The organism is Streptomyces sp. NBC_01788, assembly GCF_035917575.1.
GTDB lineage: Bacteria > Actinomycetota > Actinomycetes > Streptomycetales > Streptomycetaceae > Streptomyces.
The window spans coordinates 1,253,921-1,279,866 of record NZ_CP109090.1 but is presented as its reverse complement, the minus strand read 5'-3'; the positions used below and the strand labels follow the sequence as shown (position 1 = coordinate 1,279,866).

At 71.9% G+C, this 25,946-nt stretch carries 19 protein-coding genes; 8 read left to right on the top strand and 11 right to left on the bottom strand.

Features of this window, described 5'->3' with window-relative positions; translation table 11 throughout:
- Window positions 1-44 precede the first annotated feature (44 nt).
- From OIE49_RS05990 to pstC, 5 genes are all read right to left on the bottom strand, one after another.
- Window positions 45-2,036 (bottom strand): Ig-like domain repeat protein, encoded by a 1,992-nt coding sequence (locus tag OIE49_RS05990; RefSeq protein WP_326801406.1) that lies wholly within the window; start codon window positions 2,034-2,036, stop codon window positions 45-47.
- Between the two features lie 201 nt (window positions 2,037-2,237).
- A complete protein-coding gene (locus OIE49_RS05985; RefSeq protein WP_326801405.1) occupies window positions 2,238-4,910 on the bottom strand; it encodes a hypothetical protein in 2,673 nt (890 codons plus the stop codon).
- 29 nt (window positions 4,911-4,939) lie between these two features.
- Window positions 4,940-6,685, bottom strand: a complete 1,746-nt coding sequence (pstS, locus tag OIE49_RS05980; RefSeq protein ID WP_326801404.1) for a phosphate ABC transporter substrate-binding protein PstS — start codon at window positions 6,683-6,685, stop codon at window positions 4,940-4,942.
- A gap of 263 nt (window positions 6,686-6,948) precedes the next feature.
- Window positions 6,949-8,244: a phosphate ABC transporter permease PstA gene (gene pstA, locus OIE49_RS05975; protein ID WP_326801403.1), complete on the bottom strand. Its 1,296-nt coding sequence runs from the start codon at window positions 8,242-8,244 to the stop codon at window positions 6,949-6,951.
- 1 nt (window position 8,245) lies between these two features.
- On the bottom strand, window positions 8,246-9,460 hold the full coding sequence (pstC, locus tag OIE49_RS05970) for a phosphate ABC transporter permease subunit PstC (protein ID WP_326801402.1): 1,215 nt from the start codon (window positions 9,458-9,460) through the stop codon (window positions 8,246-8,248).
- Window positions 9,461-9,685: 225 nt separating this feature from the next.
- On the opposite strand from pstC, the gene OIE49_RS05965 reads away from it, so the two are divergent.
- Both OIE49_RS05965 and OIE49_RS05960 read left to right on the top strand, forming a co-directional pair.
- Complete coding sequence (locus tag OIE49_RS05965) at window positions 9,686-11,800, top strand: penicillin acylase family protein (RefSeq protein WP_442812215.1); 2,115 nt, start codon at window positions 9,686-9,688, stop codon at window positions 11,798-11,800.
- Entirely contained in the window at window positions 11,793-12,449 is a 657-nt protein-coding gene (locus OIE49_RS05960; protein WP_326801401.1) for a GNAT family N-acetyltransferase, read from the top strand. Before OIE49_RS05965 ends, OIE49_RS05960 begins: the two co-directional genes overlap by 8 nt.
- A gap of 38 nt (window positions 12,450-12,487) precedes the next feature.
- Here OIE49_RS05960 and OIE49_RS05955 read toward each other — a convergent pair whose 3' ends face one another.
- The 3 genes from OIE49_RS05955 to OIE49_RS05945 form a co-directional block, all read right to left on the bottom strand.
- Window positions 12,488-13,702, bottom strand: coding sequence for an acyl-CoA dehydrogenase family protein (locus tag OIE49_RS05955; protein WP_326801400.1), 1,215 nt, complete (start codon window positions 13,700-13,702; stop codon window positions 12,488-12,490).
- 6 nt (window positions 13,703-13,708) lie between these two features.
- Window positions 13,709-14,731 (bottom strand): phosphotransferase family protein, encoded by a 1,023-nt coding sequence (locus OIE49_RS05950; RefSeq protein WP_326801399.1) that lies wholly within the window; start codon window positions 14,729-14,731, stop codon window positions 13,709-13,711.
- Between the two features lie 361 nt (window positions 14,732-15,092).
- The gene (locus tag OIE49_RS05945; RefSeq protein ID WP_326801398.1) at window positions 15,093-15,344 is read right to left on the bottom strand and encodes a hypothetical protein; all 252 of its coding nucleotides are present in this window, start codon (window positions 15,342-15,344) and stop codon (window positions 15,093-15,095) included.
- A gap of 237 nt (window positions 15,345-15,581) precedes the next feature.
- On the opposite strand from OIE49_RS05945, the gene OIE49_RS05940 reads away from it, so the two are divergent.
- The 3 genes from OIE49_RS05940 to OIE49_RS05930 all read left to right on the top strand — a co-directional run bounded on the left by OIE49_RS05940 (window position 15,582) and on the right by OIE49_RS05930 (window position 20,287).
- Window positions 15,582-16,772 carry a PP2C family protein-serine/threonine phosphatase gene (locus OIE49_RS05940; protein WP_326801397.1) on the top strand — a complete coding sequence of 397 codons (1,191 nt, stop codon included), beginning with the start codon at window positions 15,582-15,584 and terminating at the stop codon, window positions 16,770-16,772.
- Window positions 16,773-16,930: 158 nt separating this feature from the next.
- Window positions 16,931-18,067: an MFS transporter gene (locus OIE49_RS05935; RefSeq protein ID WP_326806153.1), complete on the top strand. Its 1,137-nt coding sequence runs from the start codon at window positions 16,931-16,933 to the stop codon at window positions 18,065-18,067.
- Window positions 18,068-18,238: 171 nt separating this feature from the next.
- Window positions 18,239-20,287, top strand: a complete 2,049-nt coding sequence (locus OIE49_RS05930) for a HelD family protein (protein WP_442812344.1) — start codon at window positions 18,239-18,241, stop codon at window positions 20,285-20,287.
- 24 nt (window positions 20,288-20,311) lie between these two features.
- Here the strand turns inward: OIE49_RS05930 and OIE49_RS05925 are convergent, their stop codons facing one another.
- The 3 genes from OIE49_RS05925 to OIE49_RS05915 form a co-directional block, all read right to left on the bottom strand.
- Window positions 20,312-21,910, bottom strand: coding sequence for a hypothetical protein (locus OIE49_RS05925; protein ID WP_326801395.1), 1,599 nt, complete (start codon window positions 21,908-21,910; stop codon window positions 20,312-20,314).
- 190 nt (window positions 21,911-22,100) lie between these two features.
- Entirely contained in the window at window positions 22,101-23,837 is a 1,737-nt protein-coding gene (locus OIE49_RS05920; protein ID WP_326801394.1) for an HEXXH motif domain-containing protein, read from the bottom strand.
- Between the two features lie 9 nt (window positions 23,838-23,846).
- A complete protein-coding gene (locus OIE49_RS05915) occupies window positions 23,847-24,017 on the bottom strand; it encodes a hypothetical protein (RefSeq protein ID WP_159024821.1) in 171 nt (56 codons plus the stop codon).
- A 187-nt stretch (window positions 24,018-24,204) separates the two neighbouring features.
- Between OIE49_RS05915 and OIE49_RS05910 the strand changes: the two genes are divergently transcribed.
- The 3 genes from OIE49_RS05910 to OIE49_RS05900 all read left to right on the top strand — a co-directional run bounded on the left by OIE49_RS05910 (window position 24,205) and on the right by OIE49_RS05900 (window position 25,933).
- Window positions 24,205-24,507, top strand: coding sequence for a trypco2 family protein (locus OIE49_RS05910; RefSeq protein WP_100567378.1), 303 nt, complete (start codon window positions 24,205-24,207; stop codon window positions 24,505-24,507).
- Window positions 24,508-24,512: 5 nt separating this feature from the next.
- Window positions 24,513-25,619, top strand: coding sequence for an effector-associated domain 2-containing protein (locus tag OIE49_RS05905; RefSeq protein WP_326801393.1), 1,107 nt, complete (start codon window positions 24,513-24,515; stop codon window positions 25,617-25,619).
- 119 nt (window positions 25,620-25,738) lie between these two features.
- Window positions 25,739-25,933: a hypothetical protein gene (locus OIE49_RS05900; RefSeq protein WP_326801392.1), complete on the top strand. Its 195-nt coding sequence runs from the start codon at window positions 25,739-25,741 to the stop codon at window positions 25,931-25,933.
- Window positions 25,934-25,946: the final 13 nt, after the last annotated feature.

The following is a 25,946-nucleotide window of genomic DNA, read 5'->3' as shown; positions in this document are numbered from 1 at the left end:
CCGCCGGGGAGGCCGCCGTCGCGGCGGCCTCCCCGGCAGCGGGGTCAGGTGGACTTGATGGTGAAGTTCGCGCTGTTCTTCGCGTTCACCGTCGAGGAGCCCACGTAGTAGGCGCGCAGCGTGTGCTTGCCGCGGCTCAGCTTCGGCAGGGTGATGGTGACCTTGCCGGCCTTCAGCGTGCCGGTGGCGATCACCTTGGAGCCCTCGTAGACGCGCACGGTGCCGGCCGGCGTGGTGCCGGTCGCGGTGACCTTCGCGGTGACCTTGGCGCGGTCGGTGTGCTTGACCGAGGCGGGCCGGGTGACGGCGACCGACGGCGCCGCCTTGGTGACCTTCAGCGAGACCGTCGCCGAGGACGTGTTGAGCTTGCTGTCGCCGGCGTAGGAGACGGTCAGTTTGTGGGTCGCGACCTTCAGGTGGTTCGACAGGCCGACGGAGACCTTGCCGGACGAGTTGAGGGTGCCGGTACCGAGGGTGGTGGAGCCCTCCTTCACCGTGACCTTGCCGGTCGGGACGACGCCCTTCGGGCCGGTGACGGTGACCGCGACCTTCGGCGCCTTGCCGTAGGCGGTCGCCGCGGCGCTCGCCTGCGTGGTGCTCGCCGACTTGACGTTGACGTCGCCGGTCCAGGCGGCCGGGGTGCCGGTGCCGTTGAGGTTGGCGGCGGCGACCGTGGCGGTGTACTTGCCGCTGGCCAGACCGCTGAACGTGTACGAGGTGGTCGTGACCGGGACGTCCTTGGCCGCCACGAGGGTGCCGTCCGCGCGGGTCAGCGTGACGCGGTAGTCGGTGACCGGCAGGCCCGGGGCGGCCGGGGCGGTCCAGGTCAGCGCGAGGTTCCCGGTGCTGGGGGTGGCCTTGAGGGCCGGCGCGGCGGGTGCGCTGAGGTCGACGCCCGACTGCTCCAGACCGCCGAACTTGGCGTGCTTGGCCGGGTTGACCGAGCCGTTGTACGACTCGTTCATGAAGCCGAAGTCGGCGATGACCTTCTGCGAGTTGTCGCTGGCCATCTGCGCGGTGTGGCCGCTGTCGGTGACAAAGACGTCGTAGAGGTCCTTGTCGAAGAAGATGCTGGTGGAGTCGATCGCCCGGCTGGGCACGACGTTGTAGACGTCCCGGCCGAAGGTGGCGTTCTCGTAGTAGCCGCGGACCGGCTCCAGCTTGCCGTTGACGGTCGTCACCGGGCTGGTGACGCCCTTGTCGCCGGGCAGCTGCACCGAGGCGAGGTGGGCGCCGAGGGCGGCGGCGGCCCTGCTGTGGTCCGGGGCGACCTCGTTGATCTGGGCGATCCAGCTGCCCACGGAGAACGGGACGAGCGCGCCGTCGGCGGTGATGGCGTCGTTGGCCTGGTTCTCCTGGACGGTCGGGATCTTGGGGTCGATCGTCGAGTCGTTGAGACCGATCGTGCCGAGGAAGAACGAGCGGGTGCCGGAGCCGTTCTGCGGGATGTACGGGTGGACGGTCTGGCCGTTCACCTGCTTGAGGTTGCCCGCGTAGATGTCGTGCAGCTGCTCGACCGTGAGGCTGTCCAGGGCCGAGCCGCGCACCGCGACGCCGACGGCGTCCCGGGCGAAGGGGATGTAGGTGAGCGCGCTGCCGGAGGTGCTCGGGCCGCCGGAGGAACGGGCGAAGTCGACCTGGCCCTTGATGGCGGCACCGTTGGTGTCGGGGAACTTGTCGCCGGTGAGCGACATGCTCAGCGCCAGACGGCCCTTGCCGGAGCCGTTGGGGCGCAGGAAGGACGGGCCGCCCGTGCGGGTCTGGATCTTGGAGGTGGTGGAGCCCGTGCCGGGCTCGACCGCGTCGTACGAGGCGATGCCCGCGCCGCCCTCCGACTTGATGGCGGAGGCGGCGTAGCGGGGGGCGTCACCGGCGAGGGCGTTGAGCACGTCCTGCGTGGTGTCGGAGCCCACGCCGACGAGCTGGCGGAACGTCCCTGCGGGGGTGGGATCGGCGGACGCCGGGCTCGCCAGAGCGAGGCCACCGGTCACCACGGCGGCGGCGACGAGGGCGGCCGTAGAGCGCATTCTGCGCATCGAGAGTCTCCTGACGGTGTGCGTGGATGTGCTGTGCGGTGGGTGTGGGGGAGGTGCCGTGGGGGTGCCCTGCGTCGAGCCGGCCGAGAGCACGCCGGAAATCTGGCAGGGTGGTGCGGACCGTCCGCCCCGACTGCCTTTCGGGGCGGACGGTCGTCTGTGGAGAGCCGGACCCCGGAAGGCCCGGCTCCGGTCGGAGGGTCAGCCCCGGCCCGGCGGCAGCAACCTCCGCAGCCGTTCGGGCAGGGTGAACGCCGGTACGACGGTCACCGTGCGGCCACCGGGAAGCGGCACCCGCAGCGGGAGGCGCAGCCGGCTGCCGCCCGCGAAGGGCGCGCCCGCCGCGGCGGCGGCGCCGATTCCGGCGCCGACCGGGACGGCGTAGCGCAGCGCGTTCGCGGGGTCGTCCGGGGTGGTGCCGAAGGCCGTGGTCCGGACGGCCGTGCCGCCGTCGTAGGAGGGCGCGCCGCTGGGCGTCGGGCTCGCCTTCCCGCCGTCCGGCCCGGTCCCGCCGGAGCCGGTGCCGCCCCCGGCCGCACCGCCGCCCGACACGCCCCCGGAGCCCGAACCGCCGCCCGTGCCGAGGCCGCCCGAGTCGGAGCCGCCCGAGACGGAGCCCCCGTTTCCTCCGGTCGAGCCGCCTCCCGGGCCGCCGCCGTGGGACGAAGGCTTGGTGTAGTGCTCGAGGGTGTCGGCGGCCTGCAGCGCGCGGGTGCGCAGGTCCTTGGACAGCGGGGCGTAACCGGCCGGGAGCCGGCCCGGGTCGGCGCCGCTGATCTGCCCGTCGCCCACCGCGTACCGCAGCAGGGCCGCGTAGTCCTTGCGGGCGGCGGCGTCCAGCTCACCAGGTCGTGCCGCGCCGTAGACGAGCTGGGCGAGCGGGTAGGCGCCCTCGGCCGTGGCCCGGGCCGGGCTGATCTCCGGCGCCCCCTTGCCGGCGGCGCTCGCGGCGGCGGCGGTCAGGGCTGCCGTGGTGGGCGCGGTGAAGCGGCCGGCGGCGTTGCGCAGCCGGGCGGTCTGCAGCCCGTAGCGCTCGGCGGAGGCCGCGTCGGTGACCGCGATCACGAACCGCGATCCGACGGTCTGCGGGCCGGTGCTCTTGTACGCGGGCGGGTTGGCCAGCGCGTCCCAGGTCGCCTTCCACAGCGTGTCGGCGCGCCGGGTGTGCAGGGCTCCGGAGTGCATGTCGGACACGTAGGGGTGGAAGTCGGTCATGCACTGCTTGTCGGTGGCACCGGTGCCCGGCGGGATCGTGCACCAGGGGTCGCTCTTGGGGTAGTCGTCGGCCAGGGTCGGTTCGTAGGCCACGCCCGTCGGGTTCAGGTGCGCGTCGGTGCTGTAGAACGGGTTGACGCGCATGCCCCAGTCGTCGGCCGTCCCCGCGAGGAAGCCGCGGGCGTCCTTGTCGGACAGGATCCACTGCCACAGCGCGCGGGCCGTGTCCGAGTGGCCGAGCGAAGTGAGCAGATCGGTGTCGGTGGCCGGGGTCTCGGAGACCGACAGATGCTCGAACTCCGGGTTGAGGGAGATGAACTCGGGGTCGCTCGCGAGACCCGCCGGGTTGTTCCTCGCCCAGTCGTAGCCCTTGGCGACCTGGTCGCCGAGCACCGCTCCCCAGGGGGAGTTGCGGTACGACTCGGTCAACAGCTTGGCGACCAGGCGGGGCGTGAGGTCGATGGAGTCGACCTTCGTCCCGGCGAGCCCGCGGATGTCGTCCGGGGCCCCCGCCTTGGGCCTGCGTTCGATGGTGAAGCCGATCACGGCCCCGGAGAGCGCGACGGGAGCGTAGGCCGTGGGGCCGGACGGTGCGGTGGTGCCCTCGTCGGCGCCCAGTGCGCGGGTGGTGAAGGCCAGTCCGGCGGAGCCGGTGCCCGCGAGCCGGGTGCGGGCGTCGGGCTCACCGAGCTTGGTGTAGCCGTAGACCGTGCCGGTCGGGCACAGGGCCGTCTGCCAGCTCGTCATGGCGTCGGCGACGAGTTCGCTGCCCATGGTGGGCCGTTCGTCGGAGCCGAGGGCGCAGCCGCTGCCGACCGGGTTGAAGCTCAGCGGGACGGCGATGCGGTTCTTCCAGTTGGTGGAGGAGACGGGCGAGCCCGCGTTGACGATGCTCTTGTCGGCGTACGGCTCGCCGTCGAGGTCGAGGTGGCCCTGCGGGACGATCACCAGCCAGCAGGAGCGCGGCCGGGCGGCGCCCTTCTTGCCGGCCTCGGCCCCGCAGCCCAGGTGCGGTGCCTCGTTGGCGGTCTGGACCTCGAAGTACTCGCGGCCGGTGCCGTCGGCGCCGGTGCGGGCGAAGTCGATCTCGTTGGTGGTGTTGCGGTTGTAGAACGGGTTGTTCTGGGTGTTGGTGGTGACCACCGTGCCGTCGACCGACTTGAAGGGCACCTCGCCCTGGCCCAGGGGAGCGCCCGCGCCGTACCGGTCGTCCTCGCCGTAACCGGTGGGGGAGGCGCTGTAGGTGACCTTGCGGGTGTCGTCGCGCTCGTTGCCCGGCCAGCTGCCGCGGTCGGTGGTCGGCGAGGCGCCGTACTGGCACTGGGTGCGCGGCGGGCCGGGGTTGTCCGGGACGGCGCCGTCGTCGTCGCCCCAGCACTGCATGATCTGCACGAAGTCGGTGTTGAACCAGGTGCCCGCGAACGTGGTCGGGGCGCCGCCGGTCCAGGAGACGGTGATCGCCTGGCTGGTCAGGTGGGTGGTCTGGGCGACCGTGAACTTCATGTCCTTGAACTCGCCGTGCCCGGAGACCGTCACGGCGGAGGCGGTGCCGGCCGCGCCGCTCGCGGCGGTCGCGGGCTGGGCGGCCTGGGCCACGCCGAGGCCCGCGAGGGCGCCGGCGGCGGCCCCGGCCACCAGCCGCAGGAGCAGCCCGCGCACGCGCGCCGTCCTGCCTCTTGTGTCCCGGCTCATCGCGGGCCCCCGTTCGTGAACCGGTTGTGGCCGTCGCGGCCGCCGTTGCGGGCGGCGATCGCCCGGGAGACGACGGAGGGCAGCAGGACGAGCCCGAGCAGCAGCAGGGCGGTGATCAGCATCAGGGTCTGGGTGCCGGTCCAGCCGGGACGCCCGGCCACCGTGACCGGCTGGGCCAGGGCGATGGTGCCGTCGGCGACCGTGGCGCCCCCGCCCTCGCCCCCGCCGCCGGGCGCGCCGCCGGGCGCGAGGGTCTGCCCGGTGTCGGGGTCGACGGAGGGCTGTCCGGTGCCGTCCGGTCCGGTGCCGCCCGTGCCGCCCGCGCCACCGCTGCCGCCCGTGCCACCGCCGGACGTGCCGCCGGTCGCCGAACCGCCCCCGGTGGAACCGCCGGTCGAACCGCCGCCCGTCGAACCACCGCCGGTGGATCCGCCGTTCGTGCCGCCGCCGGTGGATCCGCCCGAGGTGCCGCCCGAACTTCCGGAGCCACCGCCGGACTTGGCGCCGCCGCTGCCTGTGGTGCAGGCGGTGGCGCCCTTCTTGTCGCACTCCGCCGGGTAGGGCGCGGTCTCCGCCAGCCTGTTGTGGCCGTCGGCGGTGAAGGTCGGGTTGTTGCAGCCCTTGATGTTGATGTTCTGGGCCTGCACACCGGGGATCCGGCGGATCTGGTCGAAGCCCGCCTGGACGAGGTTGATCGGCAGCGGCGAGTAGCCGAGTTGGGGTGCCTGCTGCTGGCCCTGGCACATGAAGTAGTAGGAGAACGCGCCGAGCGTCTTGCCCTTCTCCTTGGTGAACGTGCCCTGCACCTTCAGCGGCAGGATCATGTACGAGTAGCTGGAGAGCGGGTAGTTGCGCTTGTCCCGGTCGTTGTAGACGCCGTCGAGCTGCTGGGTGAGGTAGTCCGGCGAGCTCTTGTTCGTGTTGATCCTCGCCTGGAGCAGCGAGACGGCGACGTTCTGCGGGGTCGGTTCGGTGTAGTAGCCGGCGTGGTTGAGGACCTTGGCGACCGGGTAGTGCGCGTTGAGCGCGTACGAGTAGTTGACGTAGCCGATCGCGCCCTCGCCGTAGCTCTGCGACACGTACGCGGCGACACCGAGGTCACCGGACTGGGCGATCATGCCGGGGACGGTCGGGAAGTAGGAGGTCTGCCCGCACGCGCCGGAGCGTCCCACCTTGCGGCAGTAGTCCTGCCACAGGGCCTTGTGCTGGTTGGCCATCCACAGGGTGAACTGGGCCGTCGAGCCGGAACCGTCCGAGCGGACCACCGGGACGACGGGGCGGTGGGGCAGCTGCAGACCGGGGTTGTCGGCCTTGATCGCCGGGTCGTCCCAGGACTTGATGGCGCCGGTGAAGATCTTGGTGACCACGTCGCCGGAGAGCCGGAGGTTGGTGACCCGCTGGCCGTTGACCGTCAGGTGGTACATGAAGACGGTGCCGCCGGCCACGATCGGCATGTAGGCGTACGACCCGGCACCCGGCCGCTCGGCGGCGGAGCCGTCGGTCGGGTTGGTCTGGAACGGGATGTCCGAGACCGCGAAGTCCACCGTGCCGCTGAGGAACTGGCGGCGGCCGTCGGAGGATCCGGTGCCGGCGTAGCTGATCCGCATGCCGTACTGGTTGACGGCGCGGCGCCACTCGTCGACGGCGTTCTCGGCCCAGGTGGAGCCGGCTCCGGCGATCGGGGTGTAGCTCTCGGCGGCGGCGGTCGCCGCGAGCGGGCCGGCCAGCAGCCCGGCGATCATGGCGAGCAGCGCGCACAGTGTCGCGGCAGGCAGTGTTCGCCCGTGAAGGAGCGGCGTCCGGTGCGTGCTGTCGGCGTGCCGGCCGGAAGCCCTCGTACTGGGCGTACTTGGGCTTTCGGCCGGTGCGGTGAGTGGGGGTCCCCCCTGCTCGAAGAGCTCGGGGGAGCGTGCCGGGCGTCGCGACGGGGCGAACGGTGCCTGCCGCGACACTGAGATCGCCGGCGCGCGTAGGCGGCGCGGACGAAGGGGCAGGTGACTGCGCATCAGTCGGTTTCTCCGGGCTTGTGTCCCAGGCCCTCGGTGGTGGGCCTGAAGGCTGTGGCGGACGGGTCGGTGGTCTGCGGGACGCTGTCGAACAACGGGAGTGCGGGAGCGTGGAGTTCGGTGAAGCGGTCCACGTCACGGCGTGAGGCGCGGGCCGCGCGGCGGGCCTGCCGGCGGCTGAGATGGCCGGGGCCGCGGCCGCCGATCACCCGGGCGACGGTGAAGAGCACGAGGACCAGGGCCATCAGGACCGCCGCCGCGCCGAAACCGCGGGCGATCTGCGCGGGTTCGGGCGACTTGACGAAGGTGAAGACGGCCAGCGGCAGCGAGACCATCGGTCCGTTCGTCGGGTTGGCGTTGACCGCCGCGATGTAGCCGGCGGTGAGCAGTACGGGCGAGGTCTCGCCGATGCCGCGGGCGGTGCCGAGGATCACCGCGGTGGCGAGCCCGGAGCGCGAGGTCGGCAGGACCACGTGCCACACGGTGCGCCAGCGCGGAGCGCCCAGCGCCTCGGCCGCCTCGGTCAGCGTGCCCGGCACCAGCCGGAGTACGACGTCCGCCGCGCGGATCACGATCGGCAGCATCATCACGCTGATCGCGAAGCCCGCCGCGAGGCCCGACTTCTGCATGCCGAGGCCGAGGATCCAGACCGCGTACACCATCAGGCCGGCCACGATCGACGGCAGCGCCGTCATGGCCTCCACGATGGTCCTGACGAACCGGGAGAAGCGGCCGGGGATCTGGTTGAGGTAGACCGCGCAGGTCAGACCCAGCGGCACGGTGATCGCCAGGGCGATTGTGATCATGATGAGGGTGCCGAGCATCGCGTGGGCGATACCGCCGTGGTCCAGCGGGTCCAGCGGGCCCGTGGACTGCATGTCCTCGGTGAGGAAGTTGAGGTGCCCCAGCGCCTCGTGACCGCGCCAGGCGGTGAAGCCGACGACGAGGGCGAGCGCGAGGAACAGCAGCGTGGCCGCTGTCCACAGCACCACGGTCATCACCCGGTCGCGTACGGCCTGACCGTCCTCCTCCAGTCCGGTCAGCACCGCGTAGCAGGCGAGGAAGGCGACGTAGGCGGTGACGGTGAACCCCAGCGCTCCGGAGAGCGGGGCGAGTTGGCCGAACAGCAGCACGGCGGTGCAGAACCCGGAGAGTGCGGCGCCGCACAGGGCGAGCACGCCCGAGCGGGTCAGGCCGCCGATCCGGCGTGGCTGGTCGGGGAGTTCGGCGGACCCGGCAGGGCCGCGGGGTGCCGAGTCCTCGACGCTGTGGGCGGTGTCCTGGACGACGGTCATCTCATGCCTCGCTCTGTGCGCCGGAACGGGAGCGGGCCGCGATGGTGGAGGCCGTGAAGTTGACCGCCAGGGTGAGCACGAACAGCGCCAGGCCCGCCGCCATCAGCGCCGACATACCGAAGGAGGAGGCATCGCCGTAGTGGAGCGCGATCAGCGCGGAGACCGAGTTCGAGCCGGTCTGCAGGATGTGCGGCTGGATGACGAAGACCGGTGAGATGATCATGTACACCGCGATCGTCTCGCCGAGCGCCCTGCCCAGCCCGAGCATCGTCCCGCCGATCATGCCGCCCTTGCCGTAGGGCAGGACGACCGCGCGGATCATCCCCCAGCGGGTGGCACCGAGCGCGTAGGCGCCCTCGCGTTCGCCGGCCGGGGCCTGTGCGAAGACCTCCCGCATCACCGAGCACTGGATCGGCGCGACCATCAGGGCGACGACGATCCCGGCGATGAAGGTGGACGCGGTGTAGACGCTGGCGGAGGCGAGCGGGTCGCCCGGCTGGGTGCCGTCCACCGTGAACAGCGGGATCCAGCCGAACCAGTCGGACAGCCAGCGCGAGAGCCCGATCACGTTCTGCTGGAGGAGGAACAGCCCCCACAGCCCGTACACCACCGACGGCACGGCGGCCATCAGGTCGACCATGGCGACCAGGGTGCGGCGCAGCTTGCGCGGCGCCACGTCCGAGATGAACAGGGCTGTCGCGACGGCCAGCGGAACGGAGACGGCCACCGCGACGGCGGCGATCAGCAGGGTTCCGGTGAGTACGGCCGCGATGCCGAAGTTGTGGGCGTCCGGCTGCCAGGCGGCAGTGGTGAAGAACGAGAACTTGGCGACGCGCAGCGCCTGTCCGGCCCGCAGCAGCAGGAAGAGGCCGACCGCCGCCATGATGGCGAGGACGACGACTCCGGTGGCCGTCAGCTGGAGGCGAAAGACCCGGTCGCCGAACCCGCGTGCGGCCCGGGGCCGCCGGGGCGACGGTTCACCCGACTCCGGTCGGTTGAAAGGCCCTTCGACGGGTTCCGGTCGTCCGGACTGCCCTCCGTCGGACCTCGATCTGCCGGACCCCGATCTGCCGGACCCCGATCCCTCGGACGCTGATCTGCCGGACTCCGATCTGTCGGACTCCGATCTGTCGGAAACCGCCGTCTCGGACTCTGCTCTGTCCTGGCCCGGTCCGTCCGCATTCCTACCGCCGGGCCCATGGTGCGTGGCCGCCACCTGTGGTTCCCCCCACTGTGGAAACAATGTCGCCGCGCGATGACCGGTCGGCCCGCGCAAGGGAATTCAAGGGCCGGACCCTGTCGCCTCAACGCGCGTCGCGTGGCCGTCCGATGAACGGCACATGCCATTTCTGTGCGAGCACTGTGCGCGCGTTCGAGTGCCTCCCGCGGTGCGGATCCGTACGATTCCGCCAGGAATGAATTAGGTTAGGCTTGCCTAAACATGACGAAGGGGTGTGGGGTGGCGACCGAGGTCTACCGCGACGACTGGGGCATTCCCCACCTGCGTGCGGACGGCGTGGCGGAACTGGCCCGCGCCCAGGGCCGCGTCACCGCCCTGGACCGCTCTTGGCAACTGGAGGTGGAGCGGCACCGCGCACAGGGCACCTCGGCGTCCTTCCTCGGCCCGTCGGCCCTGCCCTGGGACCGGTTCGCGCGGCGCGCCCGCCTGGACGACACCGCGCGCCGCTGCTTCATGGCCCTGGAGCGGTGCGACGCGGAGACGGCGGACTGGGTCCGGGCGTACGTGGACGGCGTCAACGCCGGACTGACGGCCGCCACGGCCCCGGAGTTCGCCCGCGCCGGCCTCACGCCCGGCCGCTGGGAGCCGTGGACGCCCCTGGGTGTCTGGCTCGCCACTCACATCCTCTTCGCGGGCTTCCCCGCCAAGCTGTGGCGCGAGCAGGTGGTGACCCGCCTCGACGCGGACGCGGTGGGCCTGTTCGCCACCGACGGCCCCGGCACCTCGGGCAGCAACGGCTGGCTCGTCGCCGGCGAGCGGACCGTCACCGGGCAGCCGGTCATCGCGGGCGACCCGCACCGCTTCATCGAGGAGCCGGGCGTCTACCAGCAGATCCACCTGGCGTGCCCCGAGTTCGACGTCGTCGGCCTCGCCGTGCCCGGCGTCCCCGGCATCGCCCACTTCGGGCACACCGGCACGGTCGCCTGGGCCATCACCAACGCCATGGCCGACTACCAGGACCTGTACCGGGAACGGCTGCGGCGCACCGGCGCCGGCGTCGAGGCGCTCGGTCCGGACGGCATCTGGCGGCGGGCCGCCCGGCACACCGAGACGATCGAGGTGGCCGGAGAGGATCCGGTCGAGGTGGAGGTGCTGGAGACCGAGCGGGGCCCCGTCGTCATCGGCGGCCCCGAAGGGCTGGACGACGGTGCGGACGAGTCCGGCGCGGTCCCGGTCGCGATCAGCCTGCGCCACCCGCCCCGTGTCACCGGCGACCTCGGGTTCGAGGCCCTGCTGCCCCTGCTGCGGGCGCGCCGGGTTGCCGACGTCGACCGGGCCGTGGACCGGTGGGCCGAGCCGGTCAACGTCGTGCAGGCCGCCGACACCCGGGGCGGGGTGCTGCACCGCGTGGCCGGCCGGGTGCCGGTGCGGTCCGAGGCCAACCGGATCCGTGTGGTGCCCGCCTGGGAGCCCGGACACGACTGGCGGGGATGGCACGAGCCGCCGCGCGCCGGACTGACCGACGGCGTCGCCGTCATGGCCAATCAGCGCGGCCCGGCCGCCCCCCTGGGCGTCGAGTTCGCCCCGCCGCACCGCGCCGACCGCATCCGGGGCCTGCTCGACGAGCGCCGGCGGTGGTCCGCCGCCGAGGTCTCCGCGCTCCACACCGACACCTGGCTCGCCTCCGCCGCGCCCCTGCTGGGACACCTCGCCGCCCTCGACGGCCTGAGCGACGGGGCCGCCGCCCTGCGGGACAGGCTCCTGCGGTGGGACCGCCACATGGACGCCGACAGTACCGACGCGGCCCTCTTCGCGACCGTGCGCTCTGCTGTCGTACGCCGGCTGGCGGCCCATCCCGCCTTCGCCGTGCTGGCCGACCCGCCCGCGTACCCCGAGGTCTTCCTGCCCTGGCTGGCCCTGCTCCCGCGCGTCGCCTACGCCCTCGAACACCTCCTGACCGCCGAGAAGTCGTACGGGATCGACCGGCCGTCCACCGTCCGCGAGGCGATCGAGGAGGCAGCCGCCCGGCCACCCGCGGGCACCTGGGGGGACACCCACCGCCTCGCCCCCTGGCGGGCGCTGCCGCCCGGGACGCCGTACGACGAACCCGGACTGTCCGGCGACCACGACTGCGTGCTGTGCACCTCCGCCGTCCCCGGCCTCACCGACCTGGCCGCGCGTGGTCCGGCCGCCCGCTACGTGTGGGACCTGGCACGCCGCGAGGACAGCCGGTGGGTGGTCCCGTTCGGCGCGTCCGGGATCCCCGGCTCGCCCCACCACCGCGACCAACTGCCCCTGTGGCGCGCGGGAAAGCTCGTCCCGGTCGTCACCGACTGGGAGCGGATGAAGAAGGAGAGCGAGGAGACCGATGTCTGACGCGCACAGCGTGAGCACCGCGCACACCGTCAACGCCCCGCACCGCCCGTACGCCTCCCGCGAGGCCGTCCACGAGGAGCACCTCGACGGCTTCGGCACCGTTCGCGTGTTGCCGCTGGACGCACGGGCCGACGCCGGGGTGGTCCACCGCTGGGTGAGTGAGCAACGGGCCGCGTTCTGGGGCATGACCGGTCTCACCGAGGAGCAGGTGGCCGAGATCTACGCCCATATGGCCACCCTCGACACCCACCACGCCTTCCTCGTCGCGAAGGACGGCGAACCGGTCGCCCTCCTCCAGACCTACGAACCGTCCGCCGACCGCGTCGGCGAGTGCTACGCCGTCGATCCCGGCGACCTCGGCATCCATCTGCTCCTGGCACCCGCCGCGCCGGGCGCCGAGCGGTCCGGGTGGACCTCCCGGCTGATGACGGCCCTGCTGTCGTACGTCCTCCTGGGCCCCGGCCGCACCCGTGTGGTGGTCGACCCCGACGTGCGCAACGGCAAGGCCGTCGCCCGCTTCCTCCGCGAGGGCTTCACCGCAGGACCCCTTGTCACCCTGCCCGAAGTGGACCTGCCGGACGTGTACCTGCCGGAGAAGAAGGCCCAACTGGCCTTCTTCTCACGCGAGGCGGCGCTGCTCCCCGCGTGACCCGGGCGCCGCACCGCCGGTGCCCCGACCACCGCGCGTCACAGGTACTTCTTCAACTCCCGCCGTGCCAGCGACCGCTGGTGCACCTCGTCCGGACCGTCGGCGATCATCAGCGTGCGCGCGGCCGCGTACAGCTCGGCGAGGGGGAGGTCCTGGCTGAACCCGCCCGCGCCGTGCAACTGGATGGCCCGGTCGAGGATGCCGACCACCGCACGAGGCGTGGCGATCTTGATGGCCTGGATCTCGGTGTGCGCGCCCTTGTTGCCGGCGGTGTCCATCAGCCAGGCCGTCTTCAGCACCAGCAGCCGCAACTGCTCGACGGTGACCCGCGCGTCCGCGATCCAGTTGTGGACCACGCCCTGCTGGGCCAGCGCCTTGCCGAAGGCGGTGCGGGACACCGCCCGGCGGCACATCAGCTCGATCGCCCGCTCGGCCATGCCGATCAGCCGCATGCAGTGGTGGATACGGCCCGGTCCGAGCCGGGCCTGGGCGATGGCGAAGCCGCCCCCCTCCTCGCCGATCAGGTGGGAGACGGGCACGCGCGCGTGGTCGAAGACCACCTCGGCGTGGCCGCCGTGGGAGTGGTCCTCGTACCCGAAGACCCGCATCGCGCGCCGGACGGTGACGCCGGGGGTGTCGCGCGGCACCAGCACCATGGACTGCTGGCGGCGGATGTCCGGGCCGTCCGGGTCGGTCTTGCCCATCACGATGAAGATCCTGCAGTCCGGGTTCATCGCGCCGGAGATGTACCACTTGCGGCCGGTGATGACGTACTCGTCGCCCTCGCGCTCGATGAGCGTGGTGACGTTCGTGGCGTCCGAGGAGGCCACCTCCGGCTCGGTCATCGCGAACGCCGAACGGATCTCGCCCGCGAGCAGCGGTTCGAGCCACTGCTTCCTCTGCCGCTCGTCGCCGAACTGGGCGAGCACCTCCATGTTGCCCGTGTCGGGGGCCGCGCAGTTCAGCGCGACGGGTGCCAGGTGCGGGGAGCGGCCGGCGATCTCGGCGAGCGGGGCGTACTGGAGGTTGGTCAGCCCGGCGCCGTACCCGGCGTCCGGCAGGAACAGGTTCCACAGGCCCTGCCTGCGCGCCTCCGTCTTCAGCTCCTCGACCACGGCGGGGGTGTCCCACGGGGAGGCAAGCTCGGCCCGCTGCTCCTCGGCCACCGCCTCGGCCGGGTACACGTACTCGTCCATGAAGGCCAGGAGCCTGGCGCGCAGCTCCTCGGTGCGCGCGTCGAACGCGAAGTCCATGTCCGGTCAGCCTTCCTGAAGCGTGGTCAGTCCGTGGTCGATGAAGACGGGGACGAGGTCGCCGATGCGGTCGAAACCCCGGCCGACCGTCTGGCCGAGCGTGTACCGGTAGTGGATGCCCTCCAGGATCACGGCGAGCTTGAACCAGGCGAACGCCGTGTACCAGGAGACCGCCGAGACGTCACGCCCCGAGCGTTCGGCGTACCGCTCGACGAGCTCCGCCGCGGACGGGTGCCCCGGAGCCTCGGCGGTGGTGGACACCGGCGAGCCGGGCATGCCCAGCGGCGTGCTGTACATCGTCAACAGGCCCAGGTCGGTCAGCGGATCGCCGAGCGTGGACATCTCCCAGTCGAGCACCGCGGTGATCCGGTCGTCCGGGCCGAGCAGTACGTTGTCGAGGCGGTAGTCGCCGTGCACGACGGCCGGGGCGGGCGAGTCGGGCAGCGCGCGCCCGAGTGCCGCGTGCAGCTCGTCGACGCCGGCCAGTTCACGGTCGCGGGAGGCCGCCAACTGCTTTCCCCAGCGCCGCAGCTGCCGGTCCAGGAAGCCCTCGGGGCGGCCGAAGCCGGCGAGGCCCACCTCGGCGGGATCCACCGCGTGCAGCTCGACGAGGGTGTCCACCAGGGACAGCACGGCGTCGCGGGTGCGCTCCTCGCCCAGCGGGGCGAGTTGCCCCGCGGTGCGGTACGGGGTGCCCTCGACGAACTCCATGACGTAGAACGGCGCGCCGAGCACGTCCTCGTCCTCGCACAGCAGCACCGTGCGCGGCACCGGCACGTCCGTCGGATGCAGGGCGCTGATCACCCGGTGCTCGCGCCCCATGTCGTGGGCGGTGGCCAGGACATGGCCCAGCGGGGGACGCCGTACGACCCACCGCGAGGCGCCGTCCGTGACCGTGTAGGTGAGGTTCGACCGTCCGCCCTCGATCAGCCGGCCGGTCAGCGGGCCCCGTACCAGGCCGGGCCGCTCCCGGTCGAGCAGCCCGCGCAGCCGGTCGAGATCGAGTCCGGGCGGGTGGTCGGGGCTCATCGTGACTCCTGGGAGACGAGACGACGTCGGGTGACCGGACCATCATGCCGACTGGTCGGTATGTCGTCCAGTGCCTGTCAGAGCGGCAATCCAAAAGGGTGCTGCACACGTAACCGAAGTACGGCTGCAACCTGGGGATGCGTCCCTGTTCGGCTGGTTCTCGTGCAGCGGGGATCCTGGATGCGAGACCTGGTCCTCGAATGCGCGGGGCGACGCCCTCGACCGTGCCGCTCCATTGCGGCCGGGGTCTTGATTTCGTGCCCCCAAGACCGCGCAGGCTCGGTTCCACGGGCCCACGCGGCAGAAAGAAGAGTGCATCACCATGCGAGTAGAAGGGGCCATCAGGCGTCTCGTCGCGACGTCAGCCGCCATTCTGATGGCCGGCGGCGCTTCGATCGGCATAGCCGGCACGGCCGCAGCAGCAGCGCCTGCCGTGCACACTCATGCGACCACCAGCCGGTGCTTCGGCGACGACTGGCGGTGCTTCGGCAATGGTGGGTTCCGTTTCGGCCACCGCTTCGACGATGGAAGGTTCGGCTTCGGCCACCGCTTCGACGATGGAGGGTTCGGCTTCGGCCACCGCTTCGACAATGGTGGGTTCCGCTTCGGCCACGGGTTCAACGGCGGCCCCGTCGTGATCATCGCGCGCTAGTAGCGGTTGCCGCTGGAACCAAAGGGGGCGTGCTCATCGTCGGCGCGCCCCCTGTCGTAGAAGATCCGTATGCGTGCCGGTCCTGCCTCCCTGTCCAGGGGGCGGACCGCCGATCCGGAGGGACATTGAGGCTCAGAGGAGGCGCACGCGGATCCGTCACGATCTGCGGCGCTGTCCTGGAAGGTGTAAGCCGAGGGTATGAGTCTGCGGTGCCCGATTCCACACCGCCGGCGCTCGTGGCGGACCAGCGACGCGCTGTTGGCGCTGCCGCTCGGGCTGATCGGGGCCATCGCGCTGGTCGACGCACTGACTCCGAACGGGGTGCCGCTGGGCCCCCTGCTGATCGTGGCGCCCGCGATCACCGCGTCCTTCGCCGGCGCTTTTCTCACCGGCGTGATCGGAGCCATATCGGTGGTGGCCCTGCTCGCCGTCAATCTGACCCACCCGGACGCGCGCCTGAGCGGGATGTACTTCGATTCGCAGATCATCGCCCTGGTGGTGGTCGCGGTGATCGTCACCCTGTTCCGGTATCTGCGCGAGCGGCACGGCCGTGAACTGGCGCAGGTGCGGACCGTGTCCGAGGTCACACAGCGGGCGCTTCTGCGGCCGCTGCCCCGCCGGATCGGCCCGCTGTGGGTCGCCTCGGTGTACCTGGCTGCCGAGGAACAGGCGCTGATCGGCGGCGATCTTTACGCGGCCGTCCGCACCAAGGGGGCCACCCGGCTGATCATCGGCGATGTCATGGGCAAGGGCCTGACCGCCGTCGGTGACGCGGCGCTGTTGCTCGGCGCCTTCCGGGAGGCCGGGCACCGTCAGTCCAGCCTGCCCGGCCTGGTGGCCTACCTCGACCACAGCGTGCGCTGGAATCTGGCGGAACCCACCGATCAGGAAGCGGCGGGAGAGTGCTTCATCACCGCCGCCGTCATCGACATTCCGGACGCACTGCCGCAGATGCGGATGGTCACCTGCGGACACCCGCCTCCCCTGCTACTGCGCGACCGGCAGGTCATCCCGCTGCGCGCCACCAGCCCCGCCCCGCCGCTGGGCCTGGGCGAACTGACCGACCCCGACTACCACGTCGACACCTTCACCCTGCTGCCCGGAGACCTCCTGCTCCTGCACACCGACGGCGTCGTGGAGGCCCGGAACGGAAGCGGCGTCTTCTATCCGCTGGTCGAGCGGGTCGCCGCCTGGGAGCAGGGCAACCCCCCGGAGCTGGTCCACCACCTGAGCGAAGACCTGCTCGCCCACGTCGGCGGACGCCTGGCCGACGACGCTGCCATGATCGCCGTCCAACGCACTCCGCCGGCCGATCGCGAGTCCGAGCCTCAGACGCAGGAGGACTTGGCACGGGCAGCGCAGGCCGGCGCAGGTCGCGCAGCCGGGTGATGTGGTCGAGTCCGGGGATCCTGGGAGTGCCGCGGCAACAGCCACGGCAGACAGTGACGGTGGGACTACGCCGAGCGCGTCTTCACCGCCCTGCACCAGGCCCCGGAGGCGGGACAGTGAGCACGGACCCAACGGTGCAGGCGGCTCCGGCCCGGCACATGTGGCCGCTGTACGCCGCGGGCTTCACCACTGCCTTCGGCGCGCACGGAATCGCCGCCAACCTCGGCGGCCACGCCCAGGGTGAGGTCACCTCGCTGCTGGTGCTCGGCGGCCTCCTCGCCCTGTACGACGGGGCCGAGGTACTGCTCAAGCCGCTGTTCGGCACACTCGCCGACAGGATCGGCGCACGCCCGGTCCTGCTCGGCGGACTCATGGCCTTCGCCGCCGCGTCCGCCCTGTACGTCGTCGCGGACAGCCCCGGCCGGCTGTGGGCCGCGCGCCTCGGCCAGGGCGCCGCGGCCTCCGCCTTCTCCCCGTCGGCCTCCGCGCTGGTCGCCCGCCTCACCCCGGCGGCCAAGCACGGCCGGGCCTTCGGCAGTTACGGGTTCTACAAGTCGATCGGCTACACCCTCGGCCCGCTGCTCGGCGGAGTGCTGGTGTGGGCCGGAGGCCTGCGCCTGCTGTTCACCGTCCTGGCCGTGCTCGGTGCGGCGGTCGCCGTGTGGGCCGCGCTCGCCGTCCCGGTCGTCCCGCCGCTGCCCAAGGCCCGGCAAACGGTACTCGACCTGGCCCGGCACCTGGCCGACCCGGCCTTCCTCGCCCCGACCTCAGCCCTGGCCGCGGCGACCGCCGCACTCTCGGTCGGGGTGGGCTTCCTGCCGGTCTCAGGCCGGGCGGCCGGTCTGGGTACGGTGGCCACCGGTGCCGCCGTGTCGGTACTGGCCGCCTGCGCGGCTGTGGTCCAGCCGAAAGCCGGGCGGGCGCTGGACCACGGACGGCTGGCGACCGGTACGGGCATCGCGGCAGGGCTGCTGCTCACCGCCGCGGGACTGGGCTGTGCCATGCTGCCGGGTCTTACCGGGCTGCTCCTGGGTGCCGCGCTGATCGGCGCCGGAACCGGTCTGATCACCCCGCTCGGCTTCGCCGCCCTTGTCGCGAGCACCCCCACGGAGCGTCTCGGCCAAACCATGGGCGCCGCCGAACTCGGCCGCGAACTCGGCGATGCGGGCGGCCCGTTGCTCGTCGCGGTGGTCGCCTCGCTCACCACCCTCAATCACGGCTTCGCCGTTCTCGGCCTCATTCTCGCGCTCGGCCCGGCGCTCACGGTCCTACGGCGCCGGCCCGCCGGACGGTGAAACCCACACCACCCGGCCCGGGCGGCCGACTCGGATAAGTAAGTCAACCCTTACTTTTGCAGAAGTCTGGGCGCATAGTGGGGAGCCGAGTGGAGAGGAAGGCTGCTGTTGCCGCATTTCAATGCTGGTGCCGCAGGACAGATCGAGGTGGAGCAGGCCCACGTGGCCGCCATGTACAGGCTGCTCGATGAGCGGTCGGCGGATGTACGGGCCGAGCTGGCGGCCGTGCTGAGCTCGTCGGTGGACAGCGCGGGCGAGGTGTACGCGCGCGATGTCGACGCGGAGCGTCTGGCGCGTCGGCTTCGCCGGCTGGAGGGAGCCGAGCAGGGGTTGGCGTTCGGCCGGATCGACGTCGCGGACGGAACCGTCCTTCACATCGGACGGCTCGGCCTGCACGTGGACGACCGGGACCTGCCGCTGCTCGTCGACTGGCGAGCGGAAGCGGCGCGGTCCTTCTACGCGGCGACGGCCGCCCACCCGATGGGGTTGCGGCGGCGCCGTCATCTTCGGGTCGAGGACCGTGCGGTACGTGCGGTGAGCGACGAGTTGCTGGACGGATCCGCACCTGCGGTCGGCGACATCGTCGGCGACGGTCCGTTGACGGAGGCGCTGGAGGCGCGGCGCACGGGGCGGATGCGTGCGGCGGTGGCGACGCTGCAGGGGGAGCAGGACGCGATCGTCCGGTCCCCGCATCGGGGGGTGACGGTGGTGCAGGGTGGCCCCGGTACAGGCAAGACCGTCGTCGCGCTGCACCGGGCGGCGTACGTGCTGTACGCGTTCCCGGGCGCAGCCGCGCGCGGAGTGCTGGTGCTCGGGCCGAACGGGCGGTTCCTCGACTACGTCTCCCAGGTGCTCCCCTCGCTCGGCGAGAACGACGTGGTCCTGGCGACCTGCGCGGAGCTGGCCGGGGTGGTGCCCGCAGCCGTGGAGTCGTTTGAAGTCGCGCGACTCAAGGGGAGTGCCCCGATGGCCGAGGCGCTTGCGGACCTCGTGCGCTCCCTGCAGGCACCGGACGTCGGGTTCGCGGTGCGCGTAGGACAGGAATGGCTCCGCCTGAAGAGCGTGGATGTCGCGGCGGCGCGGGAGGCTGCGGTGACGAGCGGCCTGGCGCACAACCCCGCGCGGGAGGTCTTCAAGGAGCACCTGGTCGGCACGGCCACGGGCGTGCTGGAGCGCAGCGCCCTCGAGGCCCTCGAACACATCGACGCCGAGATCGCCGAGAGCACCGGGATGGACCTCGACGCCGCGGCCGAGGAGGATCTGAGGGGTCTCGGCTTCGACGACGCGCCGGCCGCAGATCCGGGCGAACTGTTCGACGCGGAAGCCGTCCGCGCGCATCTCACGGGCGACGCCCACGTCGACTGTGCGGTGGAATCCCTCTGGCCACGGCTGACACCCGAAGCGGTCGTACGGGCTCTGCTCGCGGAGGCTCCCACGATGGCCAGGCACTTGCCCTCGCTCACTGATGACGAACGTTCCCGGCTGGTGCGTTCTCCTGACGCTCCGTGGACCGATGCCGATGTACCGCTGCTGGACGAGGCGGCAGAACTGGTGGACGGGCCGACGGAGCGGACGTTCGGGCACGTCGTGGTCGACGAGGCGCAGGAGCTGACCGCCATGGAGTGGCGGATGGTGCTGCGCCGGTGCCCGGCCAGGTCGATGACGCTGGTGGGCGACTTCGCCCAGGCGGGCCCGGCGACGGCAGCGGGCGACTGGTCCCAGGCTCTGGGGCCGCATCTCGGCAGCCGGTTCGCCCTGCACACCTTGACCGTCGGTTACCGCACGACCCAGGAGATCCTGGAAACGACCCACGATCTTCTCGCGCGGATCGCCCCCGGCCAGAAGCCCAGCCGATCGATCCGCCACGGCGAGCCGCCCCGCAGCCTCACCGCATGTCCGCCCACGCTCGCCACCACGGTGGCCGAGGAAGTCCGGGCGCAGGCCGCAGCGCACCCGGGCGAACTGCTCGCCGTGATCTGCGCGGACGACCGGGTCAAGCAGATGGCATCCGCAGGTGTCGCCCAGTGGGCACGCCTCGTGCCGGCTTCCGAGGCCCGCGGCCTGGAGTTCGACGCGTGCGTCGTCATCGGCCCGGAGGAGATCGTCACGGCTCGCCCCAGCGGCGAGCGTGACCTGTATGTCGCCCTCACGCGTGCAACCAGGAGACTGTGCACCATCACCGTCCACGCGGCGTCACAGCACGCTTGCAAGGCCCTCTGACGGGCGGGCCACGACGGCTTGCCCTCAGTGGCTGCTGAAGCTCACCTCCTTCGAGTCCTCCGCGCGTTCGAAGGTGCCGGCGAAGCCCCAGTTCTGCCAGCCACCGTCACCGTTGTTGGAGATGGTTCCCTCGTCGATGGAGAACACATCGACACCGTGCACCACCGCAAGGTGCTCGAGGCCGGACACCCCTGAGAAGGAGAGGTCGTTGAACGACTTCACCGCGATGATGTTCGTGCCGGGAAAGCTGCGGCTGTACTCGTCGATCAGCGAATGGATCAACTCGGCGCTGTCGCCCGGCACCTTGCCGGAGTAGTCGGTACCGGGGTACGGCCCGCCGTCCGTGTACTTCGGCGACCCGTCGTTGAAGTTGACCGCGCTCGATCCGGTGGGGATGGAATCGGCGTCCAGGTCGGCGGGTTCCGGCTGCTCGAAGCTCACCTTCGAGCCGTCGCGGGTGAAGTCGCCGTAGAAGGCCCAGTTGGTGTAGCCGCCGTCGCCGTCATTGCTGAACGTGCCCTTGTCGAAGACGTAGACATCGAACACGGCCCGGCCCGAGGCGATGTCGTCCCCCTTCTCGTCGCCGTGGTACTCGGGGGAGTTCAGCCGGTACCTGCCGTGATGGACGAACGAATCCGGTTCCTCGACCCAGTGCGACGACTGCTCCGAGTGCATCGCCACCACGTTGTAGTCGGGATAGCAGCGGCGCATGTCGTTCACGAGCATCCGGACGGCCTGAGCCGACGCCGCGTTGTCCAGCGGGGAGTAAGTGTCGTAGTACCGGCTCCGGTCGGGCAGTTCCTCCCCCTCGATCTCGCAGCCCTCGTCGCCGGGCTTCCAGCCCTCCTTCCGCTTGGGACGGGGCGGCTCCTGGAACGTGACGGTGCGGCGGTCCTCGCTGACGTCGAACACGCCGTAGAACCCGCGGTTCTTCCACCCGAGGTCGGCGTCGTCCGCCCAGGTGAACTTGCCGGTCTTGAACGCGTAGACGCGGTACGTCGTGCCGCTGATGCTGACGGTCTCGATCAGCGCCGCACCGTCCATCTGCTGCAGATTGCCCTCGTGCGGCTGCGCGATGACGATGTTGTAGTCGGGGAGGCAGTAGGCGAGGTCCGCGAGCGCCTCCTGGACCCGCTTCTCCTTGTTCTTCTCGTTGTTGACCTTGTCGATGACGAAGTTGACCAGCCAGGAGTAGCCCCAGGCGGCCGCCGTGCTGACGGGACCGTTGCCCGGGACGGAGACCGACGACTTCGATGCCCGTTCCTTCGGCTCGAAGCACAGATCGGGAAGCGCGTTCCCCTTGCCGCCGTCAGGCTTGTCGTGGGTTTCGCTCCCGGGCCTACCGGTGTCGTCACCGGGGGCGGCGGCAGGCTGGACGGGCTCGCCGGTTCCGGACTGCCCGTCGCCGTTGCTGACATCGTTGTCCTCGCCGCAGTCGCCGCCGGCCGTCCCCACGACCCGGCAGATCTGCCGGTGTGCGGAGCTGGAGATGTCGCCCCCGATCACGGCGCCGACGATCGCGCCGACCACGAGGGTGACGAGCCCCAGCATGGCCAGGTACTCGACTGTCGTCTGCCCCGTGCTCGTGCGTACTCCTCGGCGTATCCGCTCGCTGCGGTTCACACGTCACCTCGTCGTGGCTTGCTCGATCGGGTCACCGGGGGCCAGGCCGAACACCCGCCGGAGACCGAACCGTAGCGACGCCCCCCGGGCCCACTGACAGGGCTCAGAGGCCCATACCAGGACCCAAATCGGCAGTTGGGGCCCAGCGGCACCAGTCCTACGCCGACAGGCGGGAAATCGAGCGCCGCCGCTACGCCACCGTCATCGACGCGCCGGACGCAAGCACGCGGCCCAGCTCCAGTGGGTCGACGCGGCCGTCGAGTTCGGCGTACAGGGCCGCGGCCAGCTCCGGGCGGGCGAGCAGTCCCTCACCGGCCGGGTCCCCTTCGGCCCGGGCGGCGAGGCCCAGCCCCACCCAGGTCTCGGGGTCGCCCTCGCCACGGACGATGCGCGCGTGGCAGGCGCACAGCGCCTCGGCCGTACGGCCCGTGACGAGGTCGATGTCCTCGGGCCGCGCACCGCTCACGGTGGCACCGGGGTCGTCCCGCAGCCGCTCGAACCCCGCCGGGTCCGCCAGCAGCCACCGCAGCAGCACCGCCCGCGTGTCGAAGCCCCGCACCGGCCGCCCCGCGAGGAGCGTCGGCTCGTGGCGCCGCGCCACGGACCGGGCCTGGTGGGGCCAGGCCGCCGCGTGGGCCCGCACCGCACCCGGGTCGGGGCGCAGGTGGTACGCCCGCCAGGTCGCGCGGTGGTCCGCGATCGCGAGGTCGGCCGCGGCGCGGGTCCGCGTGTCCACCGGTTCCGCGAGCCACGGCTCCAGCCGCCCCCCGAGCTCGGCCAGCAGACGCCGCCCCAGGTCGGTGAGCCCGTCCGACCGGCTGATCGTGTGGAGCGCGTGCGCCGTCTGGGCTCGCCACAGCGCGTACTCGAACCGCCCGAGCGGATGGTCGCGCCGCCGCCAGAAGTCGGTGACTCCGAAGAACGCGTACACCCCTTGGAGCAGGCCGCCCAGCGGCCGGGGGTCGTCCCGCCAGGGGGCGTAGTACAGCCGGGCGCCCGGGTCCTCGTACAGGGTGAACAGATGCATGAACGCGCTGAGCTTGTTGTGCTGGAACTCGTGCACCAGCGTCGAGGCGAACTGCTCGCCGTCGTCGGGAACCGACGCCACCGCCGTGCCGAAGGCGTCGCCGGAGGAGGCACTGTGCGGCCGGAACCGCTCGGAGCGTGGGCGGGGGACCACGGACACCAGTCCATCTGCCAGCGCCCGAGCCGCGTCCGGACCGGTGACGCGCAGGATCTCCCAGGCCGAGCCGAACAGTTCCTGCCACTGAGCGGCGGAGTCGAGCGGCTCGGGAACGCCCGGTGTGCGCAGGGCGCGATAAGGGTCGATGTCGTCCAGGAGCAGCGTGCACCCGTCGGCGCGCAGCTCGGCCGGAGCATGCCAGCCCGGTCCGCCCAGCCGACGGCCCGCGATCCGCACGTCTCCGTCGCGGGCGGACACCTCGGCCACGGTCCAGTCCGGGCCGCCGGGCACCCGCATGGCCCCGAGCGCGGGCAGGACGGCCCAGCCGTACCGGACCGGGACGTCGGTGCGGAACTCCAGGCCGGCGCGGACCGCCGCGCTCGCGGCGAGTGCGTGCAGGTGCCCCGTCTCCGCCCACAGGGGCGCGTCATGGTCGGCGGTGCCCCGCAGCCGGCGCAGCGTGTGCGCCGACCACATACCGACGGCCGGATACGACAGCAGTCGCTCCACCTCCCGCGCAGCCGCGGACCAGGCTCGCGACAACAGGCGCCAGCCCTCGTCCAGCGGAGGCAGGGGACCGGTCGGTGCCGTCGCGGCCGCGTCCAGCAGGGCCCGTACGACGAGCAGTCGCCAGCTGCGCTCGGTCTCGCGCAGGACGTCCACCGTCTCGGGGCCTCCCCCGCCGCCCAGCAGTTGGTCGAACGACTGCGTTGACAGGACGTGGGACGGGGCCGTCTGGTGCATGGAAGGTGCCTATTCGTCGCGCTGCGGGTTGTAGCCGCCGAGGCTGCCGGCCGGGTCGTCGATACGGCTGAGCAGGCGCCGCATGGAGCCCTCGGCGGACGGCAGCTCCAGGTCCGGCCAGATGTCCAACGGGACGCCGCTGAGGTCGATCAGCTCCGACTCGACTCCGGTCTTCTCCATGACGCCGTCCCCATGACAGTGAAAGTGAAGTGATGCGAAGAATGCCTGATATATGCCACTGCTTCACAGTTTCAACACTTTTCAGGCCGCGGCACGACCCTAATGCATCCGTGGTGTCACACGGCTCCGGAAAGGTGGAATCCACCCGGATCGAGTGAAGGATGGGCCTTCCGGGTAAGGAGCGGACGTGATTGAACTCGCCGAACTGATTGAGGAGTTGCGCCGCGAGCTCACCGCGGCCCGCACCGCGGCGCAGGGGGAGGACCTGTACTTCGAAGTGGGTCCCGTGGAGCTGGAGGCGGCCGTCGTCGTGGAACGGTCCGCCACGGCGGGCGGGAAGATCCGCTTCTGGGTGGTGGAGACCGGCGCGGACGGCCGACTGGCGGACAGCGTCACGCACCGGGTGAAGCTGACACTCGACCCGCGCACGCGCAGCGGTGGCGGACGCGCGCCGTGGGTCGGCGGCGGCGAGGCCGAGGGCGAGCGCTGAGCGCGGTGACCCGGACGCGTCGGGGACTGGATCCGGTACGCGCGGCGGAGGTGCTGGTGCGACGGCCCGAGGGACGCGGCAGCGGACGGCGAGGTTCCGGCTACCGCGTCGGCCCGTCGCACGTCCTCACCGCCGCGCACGTCGTCCGTGCCGCCGAGGCGGAGCGCCTCCGGGTCCACGTGCGTTTCGAAGCCGACCGCCCCGACGAGTGGACCGCGCCCGCGCACGTGGTGCTGGCCTCCGAGAAGGCCGACATGGCGCTCCTGGAGCTCACCGGCCCCGTGCCACCCGGCGTCCACGCCTCCGTGACCGAGCCGCCCGCGTACGGTGCCGTATCCGACACCGACGAACTGCTGCCGTGCAGCGCGCTGGGCTTCCCGCGGTTCAAGCTGCGCGAGGACCGGATGCGCCGGCTCGACGACGGCTCACCTTCCCAGTACCGCGACTCCTGCCACGCCACCGGGATGATCTCGGTGCTGTCCAACCGCCGCGAGGGGACCCTGGAACTCGCGGTCACCCCACCGCGGTCGGACCCCGAACCCGACCGCTCCCCCTGGGAGGGCATGTCCGGCGCGGCGGTGTGGCACGCCGGCACGCTCATCGGACTGGTCAGCGCCCACCACCGCTCGGACGGCATGGGCCGCCTGGCCGCCGTCCGCGCGGACCGCTGGTACGAGCTGCTGCCGGGTGCCGACCTCGCCCTGCTGCACCGGTACGCCGGGCTGCCCACGACACCACCCGAGCCGGCCGCCCGCCCGGCCGGGACCGTGGGCCCCGGCAGCCTGGCGCACCTGCCGGACGACCTGCCGTTGCGGGAACTCGACGGACTGGTCGGCGCGTTGACCGCACTGCCGACGGTGAGCGAGCGCACCACCCTGGCGCTGGTGCTGGGCAGCATCGATCCGGTGATCGCGGCCATGAGCCCCCGCTCACCGGCGCTGCGTCCGGACGTGTTCGGGATCCTGCGCACCTGTCTTCGCTACCGCGGCACATTGGACCAACTCATGGAAGCGGTAAGGCTGATGGAGGGTGACTCCGTCGGGATGGCCCGCCTCGACGAGGAGGCGGTGAAGCTGTCCCGGCGCCACCACCGGGGCGATGACGAAGGCTGACCCGATATGGCGGCACCGCGCGGATGTGGTGTTTCATCCAGGCTGCGGCGGGCGATTATCAGGGGGATGTGAGCAGCCCGCATCCGTACTTGCCACCGGGGGGAAGGGGTTTGGCCGTCATGGAGTCGTCTGCGGCCACCGTCGAGTCCAGTCTTGTCGATCTCGCGGGGGTGTCTCTTGATGCACTGCGCTCCATTGACAGTCGAATTCTCGCCACGTCGCTTCAGGAACTGCAGCAGGGGATCGATCACCCGCTGGCCAGCGTCTCCGACTTCGGAGGAGGGGGAGGCGGCGGCAAGGGGCGTCTCCCCTGACGACGGGGTCGCC

Excerpts from the sequence above, each read along its gene's own strand:
- OIE49_RS05990 (WP_326801406.1), bottom strand. The coding sequence starts at position 2,036 with ATGCGCAGAATGCGCTCTACGGCCGCCCTCGTCGCCGCCGCCGTGGTG.
- pstS (WP_326801404.1), bottom strand. The coding sequence starts at position 6,685 with ATGATCGCCGGGCTGCTGGCCGGCCCGCTCGCGGCGACCGCCGCCGCC.
- pstA (WP_326801403.1), bottom strand. The coding sequence starts at position 8,244 with ATGACCGTCGTCCAGGACACCGCCCACAGCGTCGAGGACTCGGCACCC.
- OIE49_RS05965 (WP_442812215.1), top strand. The coding sequence starts at position 9,686 with ATGACGAAGGGGTGTGGGGTGGCGACCGAGGTCTACCGCGACGACTGG.
- OIE49_RS05960 (WP_326801401.1), top strand. The coding sequence starts at position 11,793 with ATGTCTGACGCGCACAGCGTGAGCACCGCGCACACCGTCAACGCCCCG.
- OIE49_RS05955 (WP_326801400.1), bottom strand. The coding sequence starts at position 13,702 with ATGGACTTCGCGTTCGACGCGCGCACCGAGGAGCTGCGCGCCAGGCTC.
- OIE49_RS05950 (WP_326801399.1), bottom strand. The coding sequence starts at position 14,731 with ATGAGCCCCGACCACCCGCCCGGACTCGATCTCGACCGGCTGCGCGGG.
- OIE49_RS05940 (WP_326801397.1), top strand. The coding sequence starts at position 15,582 with ATGAGTCTGCGGTGCCCGATTCCACACCGCCGGCGCTCGTGGCGGACC.
- OIE49_RS05935 (WP_326806153.1), top strand. The coding sequence starts at position 16,931 with ATGTGGCCGCTGTACGCCGCGGGCTTCACCACTGCCTTCGGCGCGCAC.
- OIE49_RS05930 (WP_442812344.1), top strand. The coding sequence starts at position 18,239 with ATGTACAGGCTGCTCGATGAGCGGTCGGCGGATGTACGGGCCGAGCTG.
- OIE49_RS05920 (WP_326801394.1), bottom strand. The coding sequence starts at position 23,837 with ATGCACCAGACGGCCCCGTCCCACGTCCTGTCAACGCAGTCGTTCGAC.
- OIE49_RS05915 (WP_159024821.1), bottom strand. The coding sequence starts at position 24,017 with ATGGAGAAGACCGGAGTCGAGTCGGAGCTGATCGACCTCAGCGGCGTC.
- OIE49_RS05900 (WP_326801392.1), top strand. The coding sequence starts at position 25,739 with ATGGAGTCGTCTGCGGCCACCGTCGAGTCCAGTCTTGTCGATCTCGCG.